This is a genomic window from Azohydromonas sp. (assembly GCF_035325925.1).
Classification (GTDB): domain Bacteria; phylum Pseudomonadota; class Gammaproteobacteria; order Burkholderiales; family Burkholderiaceae_C; genus Calidifontimicrobium.
The window spans coordinates 15,103-31,896 of the sequence record NZ_DAOKZA010000011.1 but is presented as its reverse complement, the minus strand read 5'-3'; the positions used below and the strand labels follow the sequence as shown (position 1 = coordinate 31,896).

The window sequence follows — 16,794 nt, the reverse complement described above, 5'->3', positions numbered from 1 at the left end:
AGCGACGATGGATCTGGGACTGCAGGGCAAATGGGCGCTGGTGTGCGCCGCGAGCAAGGGTCTGGGCAGAGGCTGCGCCGAGGCGCTGGTGCGCGAGGGCGCGAACGTGGTCGTCAACGCGCGCGGGCGCGACGCGCTCGAGGCCACGGCGGCCGGCCTGCGTGCGCTGAACCCCGCGGTCGAGGTGCGCGCGGTGGCCGCCGACATCACCAGCGCCGACGGCCGCGCCGCCGCGCTGGCCGCGTGCCCGCAGGTCGACATCCTGGTGAACAACGCCGGCGGCCCGCCGCCCGGCGACTTCCGCGACTGGGACCGCGCCGCGTGGATCGCCGCGCTCGACGCCAACATGCTCACGCCGATCGAGCTGATCAAGGCCACCGTCGACGGCATGGCCGAGCGCGGCTTCGGCCGCGTGGTCAACATCACCTCGGGCGCGGTGAAGGCGCCGATCGACGTGCTCGGGCTGTCCAACGGCGCGCGCAGCGGTCTGACCGGCTTCGTCGCCGGGCTGGCGCGCCAGCCGCGGCTGGCCTCGCGCAACGTGACCATCAACAACCTGCTGCCGGGCCCGTTCGACACCGACAGGCTGCGCGCGACGATGGTCGGCGCGGCCGCGAAGAGCGGACGCAGCGTCGATGCGGTGATGGACGAGCGCCGCGCACAGAACCCGACGCGGCGCTTCGGCGCGCCCGACGAGTTCGGCGCGCTGTGCGCCTTCGTCTGCAGCGTGCACGCCGGCTACCTGAACGGGCAGAACCTGCTGCTCGACGGCGGGGCTTTTCCCGGCACGTTCTGAGGCCTGCGGCACGGCCGGGCGAGCGCCGCGGACGGCCCGACGGGGGCGGCGGGTCGTCGCCCCCGCGGTCGTGGAACGATCGAACGCGCCGTCGCGGCAACGGGTCGGCCCGCGACGCCGCGAGACGTCGCGGCGTCGCGCAGGGCGGCGGGCGCCGGTCAGCGCGCGGCGGTGGTCGCCGGCTCGGCGGCGGGCGATGCGGCGGGCCCGGCGGCGGTGGTCGCCTCCGGCGTCTTCGCGGCCGCGCGGTCGGGGTCGATGCCGATGCCTTCGCCACTGGGCGGCGCCGCGGCGGCCACGCGCTGCTTCTCGTGCATGCAGGCGTCGACGATGCGCTGGCCGAGCTTGGTGTCGATCATCATCGACTTGGTCGCGATCTGCACCAGCAGCATCTGGCCGCGCACGTCCTCCAGCCGCACCGCGCCGGTGTGCGACAGCACGGGCTTCATCGTGTAGGTGCGGTTGCGGAAGCTCACGTCGAGGTACGCGTCGTGCTTCGGGTTCATCGCGACGAGCAGCTTCTGGTCGAACTCGCACTGGTACTCGCCGAAGTGCGCCAGCGAGGCGGCGGCCACCTGCTCGCCCGCGGCCACGGGCAGGTCGATCTCGGCCGGCGTGGCCGGCGGCGCGGCGTGCCGGCGCGGCTGCTCGGCGATGCGCTTGACCTTGGCCTGCGGCTTGGTGCTCTTGGCCGACGCGCTCGACTGGGCGTGCACCGGGCCCGCGGCTGCGAGACACAGGGCGACGGCGCTGGCGAGCAGGGCGGGACGCATCATCATGGCGAGGGCTCCGGTGGCGCGGCGACAGGCCCGTATTGTGGCCGCACGCGTTGCCGCGGGTGAATCCGGATGTTGCCGCGCGGGCACAGTTCTCGTTCTGCCGCCGCGCGGCCTCACGCCGCGGGCTCGAAGTAGGCGCGGCGCACCTCGGCGGGCAGCTGCGGGCCGCCGGTGTACGACGTGCGCCGGGCGCGTTCGAGCACCTGCCAGAAGTAGCGGTAGCTGGCGCGGTCGTGCAGCGTGTCGCGGTGGCTGATCGGTGCCCAGTGCGCGGCCTGCGCCTTGGCGATGATCTCGATCGCCAGGTCGACCTCGGCGGCGGTGGGCGTGAACGCGTCGATGATCGGGCGCACCTGCGCCGGGTGGATGCTCCACATGCGCGTGTAGCCCAGCTCGCGCGCCGCACGCGTGGCCGCCTCCTGCAGCTTGGCCGGGTGCTTGAACTCGGTAACCACGCAGTGCGACGGCGTCTTGCCGTGCGCGTGGCAGGCGGCGGCGACCTCGAGCTTGGCACGCAGCACCAGCGGGTGCTCGAACTGGCCGGCGGCGCTCATCGCGGTGTGCGGAATCGCCCCGCGGTGCGCCGAGACGAAGTCCATCAGCCCGAACGACAGCGACTCGATGCGCGGGTGCGCCGCCAGCGCGAACGCCTCGTGCAGCGCGCCGTGCGTCTCGACCAGCGCGTGCAGCGGGATCGTGCGCCCGACGCCGGCGGCGGCGGCGACACGGTCGATGCACTCGGCCGCGGCGCGCAGGTCGGTCGCGCCGTGCACCTTGGGCACCATCAGGTACGCCAGCCGCGCGCCGGCGCGCCGCACGACGGCCTCGACCATGCCCGGGAACGCCGGGTGCGACACCGGCACCACGCGGGCGCCGACGCGCCCGTGCACGTTCAGCGGCGAGTCGATCAGCTCGGCGATCAGCTGCGCGTGTTCGACCTCGCCGCCCACCGGTGCGCCGTCCTCGCCGTCGAGCGTGACGTCGAACACCGGGCCGAGTTCGGCCTGCAGCTCGAGGCTCTTGCGCATGCGCGGCTCGACGCCGGCATAGTGGTCGCACACCGGCAGCGGCGCGGCGGCGGGCTCGCCGGGCTCGAACAGGGCCTGGCGGGGATGGACGGGTGGGCTCGCGGGCATGGCTCGGGCTTCGGGATGGCGATGCCCGCGAGCGTAGCGCCATCGCACCGGCGGCGCGCCCGGCGCGACGGCGCGGTCAGTCGAGCGTCGCCTGCGCGACGCGTGCCGCCGACCCGGCCCGCGTTTCGGTCAGGCGCAGCCGCTCGACACGCCCGTCGGCCATCGGCTCGAAAGCGAGCGTGACGCGGCCGTCGACGCTGGCGAAGCGGTGGCCGCCGGCGTCGTCCAGACGCTGCGAGCGCGCACGGCCGACCTGCGCGTACAGGTGCAGGCCATGGCGGTCGACGCGCAGCTCGCGTCCGTCGGACAGGCGGTAGCGCCCGGTGAGTTCGCGCAGCGCGTGGGTGGGCAGCGTCGCCGGCGCGGTGACCTCGACGCTCGACGCGGCCGGTGGCTCGGCGGCCGCGCCCGACGCCGACATCGTCGCGGCGACGAGACCTGCGAGCAGGGGGATCGGGGTGATGGGGTTGCGCTTCATGGGGGGCCTCTCTTGCGGTGGTGTGACGCCGACCGCGGCGACCACGAGGCCGGCGGGCGGGCAAGGCCATTGGGCGCCGGCACCGGCACCGCGTCATCGGCCGCCGGGGGGATGCGGCAGTCGCGCCCCGCACCGCGGGCGGCACGAAACGAAGAGCCGGCCCGCGGGCCGGCTCTGGGCGTCAGCGCCGCGAGGCCGCGGTCACAACAGGTGCTTGACGCCGTCGCGCTCGCTGACCAGCTCGGCCAGCGTCTTGTCGATGCAACCCTGGCTGAACTCGTCGATCGGCAGCCCCTTGACGATCTCGTACCTGCCGCCGGCGCAGGTCACCGGGAAGCCGAACATCACGTCCTTCGGGATGCCGTAATCGCCGTTGCTGGGCACGCCCATCGTCACCCACTCGCCGGCGGTGCCCAGCGCCCAGTCGCGCATGTGGTCGATCGCGGCGTTGGCCGCCGACGCCGCCGACGACAGCCCGCGCGCCTCGATGATCGCGGCGCCGCGCTTGCCGACGGTGGGCAGGAACACGTCCTTGTTCCAGACCTGGTCGTTGATCATGTCCTTCACGCTGGCGCCGTCGATGGTGGCGAAGCGGTAGTCGGCGTACATCGTCGGGCTGTGGTTGCCCCACACGCACAGCTTGCGGATGCTGGCCACCGGCTTGCCGGTCTTGGCGGCGACCTGGCTGAGCGCGCGGTTGTGGTCCAGGCGCAGCATCGCGGTGAAGTTCTCGCGCGGCAGGTCGGGCGCGCTGTTCATCGCGATCCAGGCGTTGGTGTTCGCCGGGTTGCCGACCACCAGCACCTTGACGTCGCGGCTGGCCACCGCGTTGAGCGCCTTGCCCTGGCCGATGAAGATCTGGCCGTTGATGCTGAGCAGCTCGGCGCGCTCCATGCCGGCCTTGCGCGGCATCGAGCCGACGAGCAGCGCGTAGTCGGTGTCCTTGAAGGCGCTCATCGGGTCGGCGTGCGCCTGCATGCCGTGCAGCAGCGGGAAGGCGCAGTCCTCGAGTTCCATCATCACGCCCTTGAGCGCCTTCTGCGGGCCCTCGGCCGGCACCTCGAGCAGTTGCAGGATCACCGGCTGGTCCTTGCCCAGCATCTCGCCGCTGGCGATGCGGAACAGCAGGGCGTAACCGATCTGGCCGGCGGCACCGGTGACGGCCACGCGGACGGGCTTCTTGCTCATGGGGAGGCTCCGGATGAGTGGGGACAAGGGGGCGGTGGCGCCGACGCCGTCGGTGCCACCCCCGGTGCCCCGGAGTTTAGGCCAACGCACCTGACGCGGAGCTTGACGGCGCGCAGGGCATGGCACGAGCCTCTATATCTGCTGTCTTATATAAGAGATGGCTTTTGATGGACGCGGGCGGTCGCTTGTGCTGCAATCGCGGCATGCCCGCCACCACCGCCTCCGCCGCCGACGCGGGCGCCGCGACCCCGGCATTCAGCCCGCTGTACCAGCAGATCAAGGCGCTGATCACCCAGGGGCTGCAGGCCGGCGACTGGAAGCCCGGCGAGGCGATCCCCAGCGAGACCGAGCTCGCGCAGCGCTTCAAGGTCAGCCAGGGCACGGTGCGCAAGGCCATCGACGAGCTGGCCACCGAAAACTTGCTGGTGCGCCGCCAGGGCAAGGGCACCTTCGTCGCCACGCACGCCGAGGCGCACGTGCAGTACCGCTTCCTGCGCCTGGTCCCCGACGACGGCGGCAGCGAGCGTCTCGAGCGGCGCTTCCTCGACTGCCGCCGGCTGCGCGCGCCGGCCGAGGTGGCGCGCGCGCTCGAGCTGCGCAGCGGCGACGCGGTGGTGCAGATCCGCCGCTTGCTGTCGCTGGGCGCGCGGGCGATCGTGCTCGACGACCTGTGGCTGCCCGGTGCGCTGTTCAAGGGCCTGACCGCCGAGCGGCTGGGCGAGTGGCGCGGTCCCCTGTACCGCCTGTTCGAGAGCGAGTTCGGCGTGCACATGATCCGCGCCGAGGAGAAGATCCGCGCCGTCGCCGCCGACGACGGCGCCGCCGCGCTGCTCGGCCGTCCACCCGGCGCGCCGCTGCTCAGCGTCGAGCGGCTGGCCTTCACCTACGGCGATCGCCCGGTGGAACTGCGCCGCGGGCTGTACGACACACGTGACCACCACTACCGCAATGAACTGAGCTGAGCGCCGGGCCGGTGCGCGTCAGGCCCGTGTCGGGCGTCGCGGCTACGCTGCTGCGTTGCAATAAACTTCGAAGGTTTCACGTCGGTTGCTTCCGAGCCGGATGCGGCTCGCTCCCCCCACAGGGTCGGACATGTCAGACACCACCACGCCACGCCCGGTCTACCGCAACATCCACGTCACGCAGATCGTCAGGTACCGGCTGCCGCCGGCAGGCATCGTGTCGATCCTGCACCGCGTCAGCGGCGCGCTGATGTTCGTGCTGCTGCCGTTCGTGATCTGGATGTTCGACGCCAGCGTCAGCTCAGAGGCCTCGTACGACGCCTTCACCAGCGCGTTCACCGCCGGACTCGGCCCGTTCGCCGGCTGGTTCCTCAAGCTGGTCGTGCTGGCACTGATCTGGGCCTACCTGCACCACGCGATCGCCGGCGTGCGCCACCTGTGGATGGACATGACGCACAGCGTGAGCAAGGCGCAGGGCCACAGCTCGGCGCTGGTCACGCTGGTGGCGAGCGTCGCGCTGACGCTGGTGCTCGGCGCCAAGCTGTTCGGCCTGTACTGATCGGGGAGCGAAGCGATGGCAGTCAACTACGGTTCGAAGCGCCTGGTCGTCGGCGCGCACTACGGGTTCCGCGACTGGCTCAGCCAGCGCGTCACCGCGGCACTGATGGCGCTGTTCACGCTGGCGCTGCTGGCGCAGGTGCTGATGCCCGGCGAACTCGGCTACGACCGCTGGAGCGGCATCTTCGCCGCGCAGTGGATGAAGCTGCTGACCTTCGTGGTCATCGTTTCGCTGCTGTACCACGTGTGGGTCGGCATGCGCGACATCTGGATGGACTACGTCAAGCCCGTCGGCGTGAAGCTGGTGCTGCAGGTGTTCACGCTGGCGTGGCTGCTCGGCTGCGCCGGGTGGGCGGTTCAAGTGCTGTGGAGGCTGTGATGCACGTGGCGACTTCTCTTCCCCGCCGGCGCTTCGACGTCGTGATCGTCGGCGCCGGTGGCTCGGGCATGCGCGCGTCGCTGCAGCTGGCGCTGGCCGGCCTCAACGTCGCCGTGCTGACCAAGGTCTTCCCGACGCGTTCGCACACGGTGGCGGCGCAGGGCGGCATCGGCGCCAGCCTCGGCAACATGAGCGAGGACAACTGGCACTACCACTTCTACGACACCGTCAAGGGCAGCGACTGGCTGGGCGACCAGGACGCGATCGAGTTCATGTGCCGCGAGGCGCCGAAGGTGGTCTACGAGCTCGAGCACTTCGGCATGCCGTTCGACCGCAATCCCGACGGCACCATCTACCAGCGCCCGTTCGGCGGGCACACCGCCAACTTCGGCGAGAAACCGGTGCAGCGCGCCTGCGCCGCTGCCGACCGCACCGGCCATGCGCTGCTGCACACGCTGTACCAGCGCAACGTGAGGGCGCGCACGCAGTTCTTCGTCGAGTGGATGGCGCTCGACATCCTGCGCGACTCCGACGGCGACTGCGTCGGCGTGGTCGCGCTCGAGATGGAAACCGGCGAATTGCTGGTGCTCGAGTCGAAGGTCACCGTGATCGCCACCGGCGGGGCCGGGCGCATCTTCGCGGCCTCGACCAACGCGTTCATCAATACCGGCGACGGCCTCGGCATGGCCGCGCGCGCCGGCATCCCGCTCGAGGACATGGAGTTCTGGCAGTTCCACCCGACCGGCGTGGCCGGCGCGGGCGTGCTGCTCACCGAAGGCTGCCGCGGCGAGGGCGCGATCCTGCGCAACGCCAACGGCGAGCGCTTCATGGAGCGCTACGCGCCGACGCTGAAGGACCTGGCGCCGCGCGACTTCGTCAGCCGCTGCATGGACCAGGAGATCAAGGAAGGGCGCGGCTGCGGTCCGAACAAGGACTACATCCACCTCGACATGACGCACCTGGGCGCCGACACGATCATGAAGCGGCTGCCCAGCGTGTTCGAGATCGGCCACAACTTCGCCAACGTCGACATCACCAAGGAACCCATCCCGGTGGTGCCGACCATCCACTACCAGATGGGCGGCATCCCGACCAACGTGAACGGGCAGGTGGTGGTGCCCAAGGACGGCAGCCCGAACGCGGTGGTCCATGGCCTGTACGCGGTGGGCGAGTGCTCGTGCGTCAGCGTGCACGGCGCCAACCGGCTGGGCACCAACTCGCTGCTCGACCTGCTGGTGTTCGGCAAGTCCGCCGGCAACCACATCGTCGACAGCTTCCGGCGCGCCGACCAGGCGCACAAGCCGCTGCCGAAGGACGCGGCCGATGCGTCGCTGGCGCGGCTGGCGCGCCTCGACGCCAGCGACGCCGGCGAGTACGCGCAGGACGTGGCCAACGACATCCGCAAGACGATGCAGCAGCACGCCGGCGTGTTCCGCACCCAGGCGAGCATGGACGAAGGCGTGCACAAGATCGCCGCGCTGCGCGAGCGCGTGAAGGCGATCGGCCTGAAGGACCGCAGCAAGGTGTTCAACACCGCGCGCGTCGAGGCGCTCGAGGTGGAGAACCTGATCGAGGCGGCTCAGGCGACGATGGTCTCTGCGGCGGCGCGCCGGGAGTGCCGCGGTGCGCACACCGTCAAGGACTACGAGCGCGGCGCCGACGACGCCGACTGCCCGCTGGGCCGCAACGACCGCGAGTGGCTGAGGCACACGCTGTGGTACGCCGAGGGCAGCCGCCTCGACTACAAGCCGGTGCAACTCAAGCCGCTGACCGTCGAATCCGTGCCGCCGAAGGTGCGAACCTTCTGACGCCCGCCCCGCGCGCCGAACCGACCCGAGAGCAAGCCGACATGTCCCAGCGAACGTTCCAGATCTACCGCTACGATCCCGACAAGGACGCCAAGCCGTACATGCAGACGCTGCATGTCGAGCTCGACGGCAGCGAGCGCATGCTGCTCGACGCGCTGATGAAGCTCAAGTCGGTCGATCCGACGCTGAGCTTCCGCCGTTCGTGCCGCGAGGGCGTGTGCGGCTCGGACGCGATGAACATCAACGGCAAGAACGGGCTCGCCTGCCTGACCAACATGCGCAGCCTTCCCGGCACCGTGGTGCTCAAGCCGCTGCCCGGGCTGCCGGTGATCCGCGACCTGATCGTCGACATGACGCAGTTCTTCAAGCAGTACCACTCGATCAAGCCGTACCTCGTCAACGACACGCCCCCGCCCGAGAAGGAGCGCCTGCAGTCGCCCGAGGAGCGCGACGAGCTCAACGGCCTGTACGAGTGCATCCTGTGCGCGAGCTGCAGCACCTCGTGCCCGAGCTTCTGGTGGAACCCGGACAAGTTCGTCGGCCCGGCCGGCCTGCTGCAGGCCTACCGCTTCATCGCCGACAGCCGCGACCAGGCCACCAGCGAGCGCCTCGACAACCTCGAGGATCCGTACCGGCTGTTCCGCTGCCACACGATCATGAACTGCGTCGACGTCTGCCCGAAGGGGCTCAACCCGACGAAGGCGATCGGCAAGATCAAGGAGCTGATGGTGCGTCGGGCGGTATGAAGACCCCCCTCGAAGCGCCTTCGGCGCCTCCCCCCCAGGGGGGCGCCCCCAGCGGACCGGCGAAGCCGGATCCGCGGGGGCCGCTGTGTCCCCCGGCGACGCTCGAGACGCGCGAGCTCTCCAGACTCAAGTGGCGCTGCCGCCGCGGCCTGCTCGAGAACGACCTCTTTCTGGAGCGCTTCTTCCGAGATCACGAGGAGACGATCACCACAAGGCAGGCCAGCGGCCTCGAGGCCCTGATGGACCTGTCGGACAACGACCTGCTGGACCTGCTGCTGGCGCGCGTCGAGCCTCGGGATGCGCTCGACCGGCCCGAAGTGCACGAGGTGCTGGCGCTGCTGCGGCGCCGCACCCCAACGAAGACTGACGAAAGGACCCCGCGATGACGCCTTCCGACGTGAAAGCCACCCTGTCGTTCTCCGACGGCAGTCCGAGCATGGAGCTGCCGATCTACAAGGGCACGATCGGCCCGGACGTGATCGACATCCGCAAGCTCTACGCGCAGACCGGCAAGTTCACCTACGATCCGGGGTTCCTGTCGACCGCGTCGTGCCAGTCGGCGATCACCTACATCGACGGCGACAAGGGCGAACTGCTGTACCGCGGCTACCCGATCGAGCAGCTCGCCGAGCACTGCGACTTCCTCGACGTGTGTCACCTGCTGCTGTACGGCGAGCTGCCGAACGCGCAGCAGCAGAAGGACTTCGACTCGCTCGTGACGCGCCACACGATGGTCAACGAGCAGATGCAGTTCTTCCTGCGCGGCTTCCGCCGCGACGCGCACCCGATGGCGGTGCTGACCGGGCTGGTCGGCGCGCTGTCGGCCTTCTACCACGACAGCACCGACATCAACAACCCGCGCCACCGCGAGATCGCGGCGATCCGCCTGATCGCCAAGATGCCCACGCTGGTGGCGATGGCCTACAAGTACGGCGTCGGCCAGCCCTACGTGTACCCGAAGAACGACCTGTCGTACTCGGCGAACTTCATGCGCATGATGTTCGCCACGCCGTGCGAGGAGTACAAGCCCAACGACGTGCTGGTGCGCGCGATCGACCGCATCTTCATCCTGCACGCCGACCACGAGCAGAACGCCAGCACCTCCACGGTGCGGCTGTGCGGCTCGTCGGGCACCAACCCGTTCGCCGCCATCGCCGCCGGCGTGGCCTGCCTGTGGGGCCCGGCGCACGGCGGCGCGAACGAAGCGGCGCTGAACATGCTCGAGGACATCCAGCGCAACGGCGGCGTCGAGAAGATCGGCGAGTTCATCAAGCAGGTCAAGGACAAGAACTCGAACGTGCGCCTGATGGGCTTCGGCCACCGCGTGTACAAGAACTACGACCCGCGGGCCAAGCTGATGCGCGAGACCTGCCACGAGGTGCTGAGCGAGCTGGGGCTGGGCAACGACCCGCTGTTCAAGCTGGCGATGGCACTCGAGAAGATCGCGCTCGAGGACGAGTACTTCGTCGCGCGCAAGCTGTACCCGAACGTGGACTTCTACTCCGGCATCGTGCAGCGTGCGCTGGGCATCCCGGTGAGCCTGTTCACCGCCATCTTCGCGCTGGCGCGCACGGTGGGCTGGATCGCGCAGCTCAACGAGATGATCGGCGACCCCGAGTACAAGATCGGCCGCCCGCGTCAGCTGTTCGTCGGCTCGATGCCGCGCCAGGTCAAGCCGCTGGCCGAGCGTGCCTGAGGTGGACAGAGACCCTGCGCCAGCACGCTGGGGGTATGTACAGTATCCTTGCGGCTGTCGCAGGGACCGCACGCCTGCCTAGGAGCAATGGATGGCCAAGGACGAGATCAAGACGCTGGTGGAACCCGATGGCTTGCGCTACAAGTCGAAGGCGCCGGGGTCACCGTTTTCGGTGGCGGGTGCCTTCGGCGCGGGCACCATGTCGTGCTTCCTGTGCGGCAAGCACCGCCCCCGCTCGATGCTGAAGACGCGCAAGCTGCTCGGGCGTTCGCAGACGGTGTGCGCGCCGACCTGCAAGGAACTCGAGGAGCAGCTCAAGTCCTGAGCGCTGCCCGCGCCGCGATCCCCTGAGACGCCCCGCCCCGTGCGGGGCGTCGCACTTTGAGCCCCGACCGACACGCTCAGCCGGCCGCGGCCTCGAGCCCGCCGGCGAAGTGGGCGCGCATCAGCCGGGTCGCCGCGTCAGCGTCGCGCGCCTCGAACGCGGCCATGATCGCGCGGTGCTCGGCCAGCGAGTCGGCCAGCCGACCCTGCTTGAACAGCGAGTGGTGGCGGTTGAGCTTCATCACCTTGCGCAGGTCGGCGACGATCTGCGCGCTCCAGCGGTTGCCGGCGATCTCGAGCAGCGCCATGTGCCAGCGCTCGTTGGTGGCGAAAAACGCGTCGCGCTGGCGCACCTCGCGCTCGAGCTGATCGTGCAGTGCGCGCAGCCGTGCGCGCTGCGCGTCGTCGGCGTGGCGCGCCACCGAGCCGGCGGCGTCGCTCTCGAGCAGCGCCAGCAGGTGGTAGACCTGCGTCACGTCGTTGCGGCTCATCTCGGTGACGTAGGCGCCGCGGCGCAGCTTCATCGTCACCAGGCCCTCGACGGCGAGCACCTTCAGCGCCTCGCGCAGCGGGGTGCGGCTGATGCCGTAGTCGGCGGCGAGGCGCTGTTCGTCGATCCAGCTGCCAGGCTCGAGCTCGCGCGCGAAGATCTGCTGGCGCAACCGGTCGGCGACGTCCTCGTACAGCGCGCGACGCGCCAGCGGGCGCGGCGAGGGCGCCTCGGTGGGAGGGGTGTCGACGGCGGCCACGGCGGGTGCGACAGTGTGCGAAGGCAAGCCAGCTGGGTGTTGGTTTTGCATTCATAATTATGCATAATCAAGAACCCTCGGCAAGCGGCGACCGCGAACACGGCGCCGGGCAGCCCGCGGCACCGGCGCCGCTCGGCCGCCGGTGCCCGCCCCGCGCCGAGGCCAAGGAGAGCGCATGAGCCAGGGTGACCATCCGTCGGAGTCCACCGCCGCGACGATCGAGCAATGGACGCGCGCCGCCGCCAAGTCGGCCGGCGGCGAAGTGAGCACATTGAACTGGCTGACGCCCGAGGGGCTCAACGTCAAGCCGCTGTACACCGCAGCCGACACCCGGACGCTGCCGTACGCCGACACGCTGCCCGGCTTCGAGCCGTTCGTGCGCGGGCCGCAGGCGACGATGTACGCGGTGCGGCCGTGGACGATCCGCCAGTACGCCGGCTTCTCCACCGCCGAGGACAGCAACGCCTTCTACCGCAAGGCGCTGGCCGCCGGCGCGCAGGGCGTCAGCGTCGCGTTCGACCTGGCCACGCACCGCGGCTACGACAGCGACCACCCGCGCGTGACAGGCGACGTCGGCAAGGCGGGCGTCGCGATCGACAGCGTCGAGGACATGAAGATCCTGTTCGACGGCATCCCGCTCGACAAGGTCAGCGTGAGCATGACGATGAACGGCGCGGTGCTGCCGGTGCTCGCCGGCTACGTCGTCGCGGCCGAGGAGCAGGGCGTCGCGCAGGCGCAGTTGTCGGGGACCATCCAGAACGACATCCTCAAGGAGTTCATGGTCCGCAACACGTACATCTACCCGCCGCAGCCCTCGATGCGCATCGTCGGCGACATCATCGAGTACACGGCGAGGCAAATGCCGCGCTTCAACTCGATCAGCATCTCCGGCTACCACATGCAGGAGGCGGGAGCGAACCAGGCGCTGGAGCTGGCGTTCACGCTGGCCGACGGCAAGGAGTACGTGAAGACGGCGCTGGCCAAGGGCCTCGACGTCGACGCCTTCGCCGGACGGCTGTCGTTCTTCTGGGCGATCGGGATGAACTTCTATCTCGAGATCGCCAAGATGCGCGCGGCGCGGCTGCTGTGGTGCCGCATCATGAAGGGCTTCGGCGCGAAGAACCCGAAGAGCCTGATGCTGCGCACGCACTGCCAGACCTCGGGCTGGAGCCTCACCGAGCAGGACCCGTACAACAACATCGTGCGCACGACGATCGAGGCGATGGCCGCGGTGTTCGGCGGCACGCAGAGCCTGCACACCAACAGCTTCGACGAGGCCATCGCGCTGCCCACCGAGTTCAGCGCGCGCATCGCGCGCAACACGCAACTCATCATCCAGGAGGAGACGCACATCACGAACGTCATCGACCCCTGGGCCGGCAGCTACATGATGGAGACGCTGACCCAGCAGATGGCCGACGCCGCGTGGGCGATCATCGAGGAGGTCGATGCGATGGGCGGCATGACCAAGGCCGTGGACAGCGGCTGGGCCAAGCTCAAGATCGAGGCCAGCGCCGCCGAGAAGCAGGCGCGCATCGACAGCGGCCGCGACGTCATCGTCGGCGTCAACAAGTACCGCCTGCCGAAGGAGGAGCCGGTCGAGATCCTCGAGGTCGACAACCACCGGGTGCGCGAACAGCAGATCGCGCGCCTGCGCCAGATCAAGGCACAGCGCGACGGCGCGAAGGTGCGCGCAGCGCTGGCCGCACTGACCGACGGCGCGCGCACCGGGCAGGGCAACCTGCTCGACCTGAGCATCCAGGCCATGCGTGCGCGTGCCACCGTGGGAGAAGTCAGCGATGCCCTCGAACAGGTCTTCGGCCGCCACCGCGCCGACATCCAGAAGGTGACCGGCGTGTACGCCGCCGCCTACGACAGCGCCGAGGGCTGGGACAGGCTCAAGGCCGAGATCGCCCAGTTCGCGCGCGAGCAGGGCCGCCGCCCGCGCGTGATGGTCGCCAAGCTGGGCCAGGACGGCCACGACCGCGGCGCCAAGGTCGTGGCCACCGCGTTCGCCGACCTCGGCTTCGACATCGACATCGGCGCGCTGTTCCAGACGCCCGAGGAGTGCGCCCGCCAGGCGATCGAGAACGACGTGCACGCGATCGGCGTGTCGACGCTGGCCGCGGGGCACAAGACGCTGGTACCGGCGATCATCGACGAGCTGAACAAGCAGGGCGGCGGCGACATCGTCGTGTTCGTCGGCGGCGTGATCCCGCAGCAGGACTACGACTTCCTCTACGACGCCGGCGTCAGGGGCATCTACGGCCCGGGCACGCCGATCCCGGTGAGCGCCAAGGACGTGCTCGAGCAGATCAAGAAGGCCGTGGGGGCGGGGTGAGCGTCGTGCGGCGGACGGGTCTGTCGCGGGCGCCGGCGCCATCGTCGGCCGTCGGTCGGTTGCGGACACGCATCGAAGTCGGTCGTTCGCCTGTCCCGGCGTCCTCGGCCCGCTCGGCCATGGAGGGCGCTGCGAAGGACGGCGACGCAGTGAGTGGCTGTCGCGGCCCGCGTACGTCCGGTCAACGCCACGGCCCGAGGAACGTGCGGTGACCGACGTCGACGCGACGCGGGGCCCCGACGCCGTGGACGTGCGGCTCAGGGACGCCGTACTCGGGCACCCCGGCCCAGCACAGCGCCGCGCGATCGCCAAGGCGATCACGCTGCTCGAGTCGACGCGCGCCGACCATCGCGAACGCGCCGACGCGCTGCTGACCGCGCTGCTGCCGCACGCCGGCGGCTCGCTGCGCCTGGGCATCTCGGGCGTGCCCGGCGTCGGCAAGAGCACCTTCATCGAGGTGCTCGGGCTGTTCCTGATCGCACGCGGGCACCGCGTCGCGGTGCTGGCGGTGGACCCTTCGTCGACGGTCTCGGGCGGCTCGATCCTCGGCGACAAGACGCGCATGGAGCGCCTGTCGCGCGACGATCGCGCCTTCATCCGCCCGAGCCCGTCGGCCGGCACGCTCGGCGGCGTGGCCGAGAAGACGCGCGAGGCGATGCTGGTGCTCGAAGCCGCCGGTCACGACATCGTGATCGTCGAGACGGTCGGCGTCGGGCAGAGCGAGACGGCGGTGGCCGGCATGACCGACCTGTTCGTGCTGCTGCAGCTGCCGAACGCCGGCGACGACCTGCAGGCGATCAAGAAGGGCGTGATGGAGCTCGCCGACCTGGTCGCGATCAACAAGGCCGACCTCGACGAGGCGGCGGCGACACGCGCGCGGGCACAGATCACGTCGGCGCTGCGCATCTTCGGGCTGCACGGCCATCCCGACCACGGCCATCACGACACCCGCGTGTGGCACCCGCGCGTGCTGCAGCTCAGCGCCGTCACCGGCCAGGGCCTGGCCGACTTCTGGGACGCCGTCGAACACTTCCGCGACCTGCAGACCGCGAGCGGGCGCCTGGCCGAACGACGCGAGCGCCAGACCGTGGCCTGGCTGTGGGAGCGCCTCGACGCCGGTCTGAAGGAGCGCTTCCGCCGGCACCCCGCGGTGGCCGCCGCGCTGCCCGCGACGACGGCCGACGTGCGCGCCGGGCGCGTCGCCGCATCGGTGGCCGCGCGCCGGCTGCTCGACCTGTTCCACTGACTCCCCTCGACATCCCCCAGCGGAGACGCGTCCATGCACGACATCATCGAACAACTGGAGAACAAGCGCGCCGCGGCGCGTCTGGGCGGCGGACGCAAGCGCATCGACGCGCAGCACGCCAAGGGCAAGCTGACCGCGCGCGAACGACTGTCGCTGCTGCTCGACGAGGGCACGTTCGAGGAGTGGGACATGTTCGTCGAGCACCGCTGCGCCGACTTCGGCATGGCCGACAACAAGGTCCCGGGCGACGGCGTGGTCACCGGCTACGGGATGATCAACGGCCGGCTGGTGTTCGTCTTCAGCCAGGACTTCACGGTGTTCGGCGGCGCGCTCAGCGAAGCGCACGCCGAGAAGATCTGCAAGGTCATGGACCAGGCAATGAAGGTCGGCGCACCGGTGATCGGCCTGAACGACTCGGGTGGCGCGCGCATCCAGGAAGGCGTCGCGTCGCTGGGCGGCTACGCCGACGTGTTCCAGCGCAACGTGATGGCCTCGGGGGTGATCCCGCAGATCAGCATGATCATGGGCCCGTGCGCGGGCGGCGCGGTGTACAGCCCGGCAATGACCGACTTCATCTTCATGGTCAGGGACAGCTCGTACATGTTCGTCACCGGCCCCGAGGTCGTGAAGACGGTGACGCACGAGGAGGTCACGGCCGAGGAACTCGGCGGCGCGGCCACGCACACCACGAAGAGCGGCGTGGCCGACCTCGCGTTCGAGAACGACGTCGAGGCGATCCTGATGCTGCGCCGCTTCTTCAACTACCTGCCGCTGAACAACCGCGAGAAGCCGCCGGTGCGCGCCAGCGGCGACCCCGCCGAGCGGCTCGACTTCAGCCTCGACACGCTGGTGCCCGACAACCCGAACAAGCCGTACGACATCAAGGAGCTGATCGTCAAGGTGCTCGACGACGGCGACTTCTTCGAACTGCAGCCCGACCACGCGAAGAACATCGTCGTCGGCTTCGGCCGCATGGAGGGGCACACGGTGGGCGTCGTCGCGAACAACCCGATGGTGCTCGCCGGCTGCCTGGACATCAAGTCGAGCATCAAGGCGGCGCGTTTCGTGCGCTTCTGCGACGCGTTCAACATCCCGGTGATCACCTTCGTCGACGTGCCCGGCTTCATGCCCGGCACCAGCCAGGAGTACGGCGGCATCATCAAGCACGGGGCCAAGCTGCTGTACGCGTACGCCGAGTGCACGGTGCCCAAGGTCACCGTGATCACGCGCAAGGCCTACGGCGGCGCCTACGACGTCATGAGCTCCAAGCACCTTCGCGGCGACGTCAATCTCGCGTGGCCGAACGCCGAGATCGCGGTGATGGGGGCCAAGGGCGCGGTGGAGATCATCTTCCGCGACGACAAGGGCGACCCCGACAAGCTCAGCCGCCGCGAGGCCGAGTACAAGGCGCGCTTCGCCAACCCCTTCGTCGCCGGCGCGCGCGGCTTCATCGACGACGTGATCCAGCCGCACGAGACGCGCAAGCGCATCTGCCGCTCGCTGGTGATGCTGCGCGACAAGAAGCTCGACAACCCCTGGCGCAAGCACGGGAACATCCCGTTGTGACCCGCTCCCGGAGCGCCTTCGGCGCCTCCCCCTCGAGGGGGG

Annotated in this window: 17 protein-coding genes; 12 read left to right on the top strand and 5 right to left on the bottom strand. The window is 70.1% G+C overall.

Annotation, left to right across the window (positions count from 1 at the left end):
* Positions 1 to 7: 7 nt before the first annotated feature.
* Positions 8 to 796: an SDR family oxidoreductase gene (locus PKC53_RS06025; RefSeq protein WP_324427316.1), complete on the top strand. Its 789-nt coding sequence runs from the start codon at positions 8 to 10 to the stop codon at positions 794 to 796.
* A 158-nt stretch (positions 797 to 954) separates the two neighbouring features.
* Here PKC53_RS06025 and PKC53_RS06020 read toward each other — a convergent pair whose 3' ends face one another.
* From PKC53_RS06020 to PKC53_RS06005, 4 genes are all read right to left on the bottom strand, one after another.
* A complete protein-coding gene (locus tag PKC53_RS06020; protein ID WP_324427314.1) occupies positions 955 to 1,575 on the bottom strand; it encodes a hypothetical protein in 621 nt (206 codons plus the stop codon).
* A 113-nt stretch (positions 1,576 to 1,688) separates the two neighbouring features.
* Positions 1,689 to 2,711 (bottom strand): aldolase/citrate lyase family protein, encoded by a 1,023-nt coding sequence (locus PKC53_RS06015; protein ID WP_324427312.1) that lies wholly within the window; start codon positions 2,709 to 2,711, stop codon positions 1,689 to 1,691.
* 76 nt (positions 2,712 to 2,787) lie between these two features.
* On the bottom strand, positions 2,788 to 3,189 hold the full coding sequence (locus PKC53_RS06010) for a DUF3471 domain-containing protein (protein WP_324427310.1): 402 nt from the start codon (positions 3,187 to 3,189) through the stop codon (positions 2,788 to 2,790).
* A 201-nt stretch (positions 3,190 to 3,390) separates the two neighbouring features.
* Positions 3,391 to 4,377: a malate dehydrogenase gene (locus tag PKC53_RS06005; protein WP_324427309.1), complete on the bottom strand. Its 987-nt coding sequence runs from the start codon at positions 4,375 to 4,377 to the stop codon at positions 3,391 to 3,393.
* Positions 4,378 to 4,580: 203 nt separating this feature from the next.
* Here PKC53_RS06005 and PKC53_RS06000 point away from each other — a divergent pair, with 203 nt between their 5' ends.
* From PKC53_RS06000 to PKC53_RS05965, 8 genes are all read left to right on the top strand, one after another.
* Positions 4,581 to 5,339 carry a GntR family transcriptional regulator gene (locus PKC53_RS06000; RefSeq protein WP_324427308.1) on the top strand — a complete coding sequence of 253 codons (759 nt, stop codon included), beginning with the start codon at positions 4,581 to 4,583 and terminating at the stop codon, positions 5,337 to 5,339.
* A gap of 130 nt (positions 5,340 to 5,469) precedes the next feature.
* Entirely contained in the window at positions 5,470 to 5,898 is a 429-nt protein-coding gene (gene sdhC, locus PKC53_RS05995; protein ID WP_324427307.1) for a succinate dehydrogenase, cytochrome b556 subunit, read from the top strand.
* 15 nt (positions 5,899 to 5,913) lie between these two features.
* Complete coding sequence (gene sdhD, locus PKC53_RS05990) at positions 5,914 to 6,276, top strand: succinate dehydrogenase, hydrophobic membrane anchor protein (protein ID WP_324427306.1); 363 nt, start codon at positions 5,914 to 5,916, stop codon at positions 6,274 to 6,276.
* Positions 6,276 to 8,084: a succinate dehydrogenase flavoprotein subunit gene (gene sdhA, locus PKC53_RS05985; protein WP_324427305.1), complete on the top strand. Its 1,809-nt coding sequence runs from the start codon at positions 6,276 to 6,278 to the stop codon at positions 8,082 to 8,084. Before sdhD ends, sdhA begins: the two co-directional genes overlap by 1 nt.
* A 41-nt stretch (positions 8,085 to 8,125) precedes the next feature.
* A complete protein-coding gene (locus PKC53_RS05980) occupies positions 8,126 to 8,830 on the top strand; it encodes a succinate dehydrogenase iron-sulfur subunit (RefSeq protein ID WP_324427304.1) in 705 nt (234 codons plus the stop codon).
* 83 nt (positions 8,831 to 8,913) lie between these two features.
* Complete coding sequence (locus PKC53_RS05975; protein ID WP_324427406.1) at positions 8,914 to 9,216, top strand: succinate dehydrogenase assembly factor 2; 303 nt, start codon at positions 8,914 to 8,916, stop codon at positions 9,214 to 9,216.
* Positions 9,213 to 10,526: a citrate synthase gene (locus tag PKC53_RS05970; RefSeq protein WP_324427303.1), complete on the top strand. Its 1,314-nt coding sequence runs from the start codon at positions 9,213 to 9,215 to the stop codon at positions 10,524 to 10,526. Before PKC53_RS05975 ends, PKC53_RS05970 begins: the two co-directional genes overlap by 4 nt.
* Positions 10,527 to 10,617: 91 nt before the next feature.
* A complete protein-coding gene (locus PKC53_RS05965; protein ID WP_324427302.1) occupies positions 10,618 to 10,851 on the top strand; it encodes a hypothetical protein in 234 nt (77 codons plus the stop codon).
* Positions 10,852 to 10,927: 76 nt separating this feature from the next.
* Here the strand turns inward: PKC53_RS05965 and PKC53_RS05960 are convergent, their stop codons facing one another.
* Positions 10,928 to 11,599, bottom strand: coding sequence for a GntR family transcriptional regulator (locus tag PKC53_RS05960; RefSeq protein ID WP_324427300.1), 672 nt, complete (start codon positions 11,597 to 11,599; stop codon positions 10,928 to 10,930).
* Positions 11,600 to 11,774: 175 nt separating this feature from the next.
* Between PKC53_RS05960 and scpA the strand changes: the two genes are divergently transcribed.
* From scpA to PKC53_RS05945, 3 genes are all read left to right on the top strand, one after another.
* Positions 11,775 to 13,940: a methylmalonyl-CoA mutase gene (gene scpA, locus PKC53_RS05955; protein ID WP_324427298.1), complete on the top strand. Its 2,166-nt coding sequence runs from the start codon at positions 11,775 to 11,777 to the stop codon at positions 13,938 to 13,940.
* Between the two features lie 244 nt (positions 13,941 to 14,184).
* Complete coding sequence (gene meaB / locus PKC53_RS05950; RefSeq protein WP_324427405.1) at positions 14,185 to 15,186, top strand: methylmalonyl Co-A mutase-associated GTPase MeaB; 1,002 nt, start codon at positions 14,185 to 14,187, stop codon at positions 15,184 to 15,186.
* Between the two features lie 33 nt (positions 15,187 to 15,219).
* On the top strand, positions 15,220 to 16,752 hold the full coding sequence (locus tag PKC53_RS05945) for an acyl-CoA carboxylase subunit beta (protein WP_324427296.1): 1,533 nt from the start codon (positions 15,220 to 15,222) through the stop codon (positions 16,750 to 16,752).
* Positions 16,753 to 16,794 lie beyond the last annotated feature (42 nt).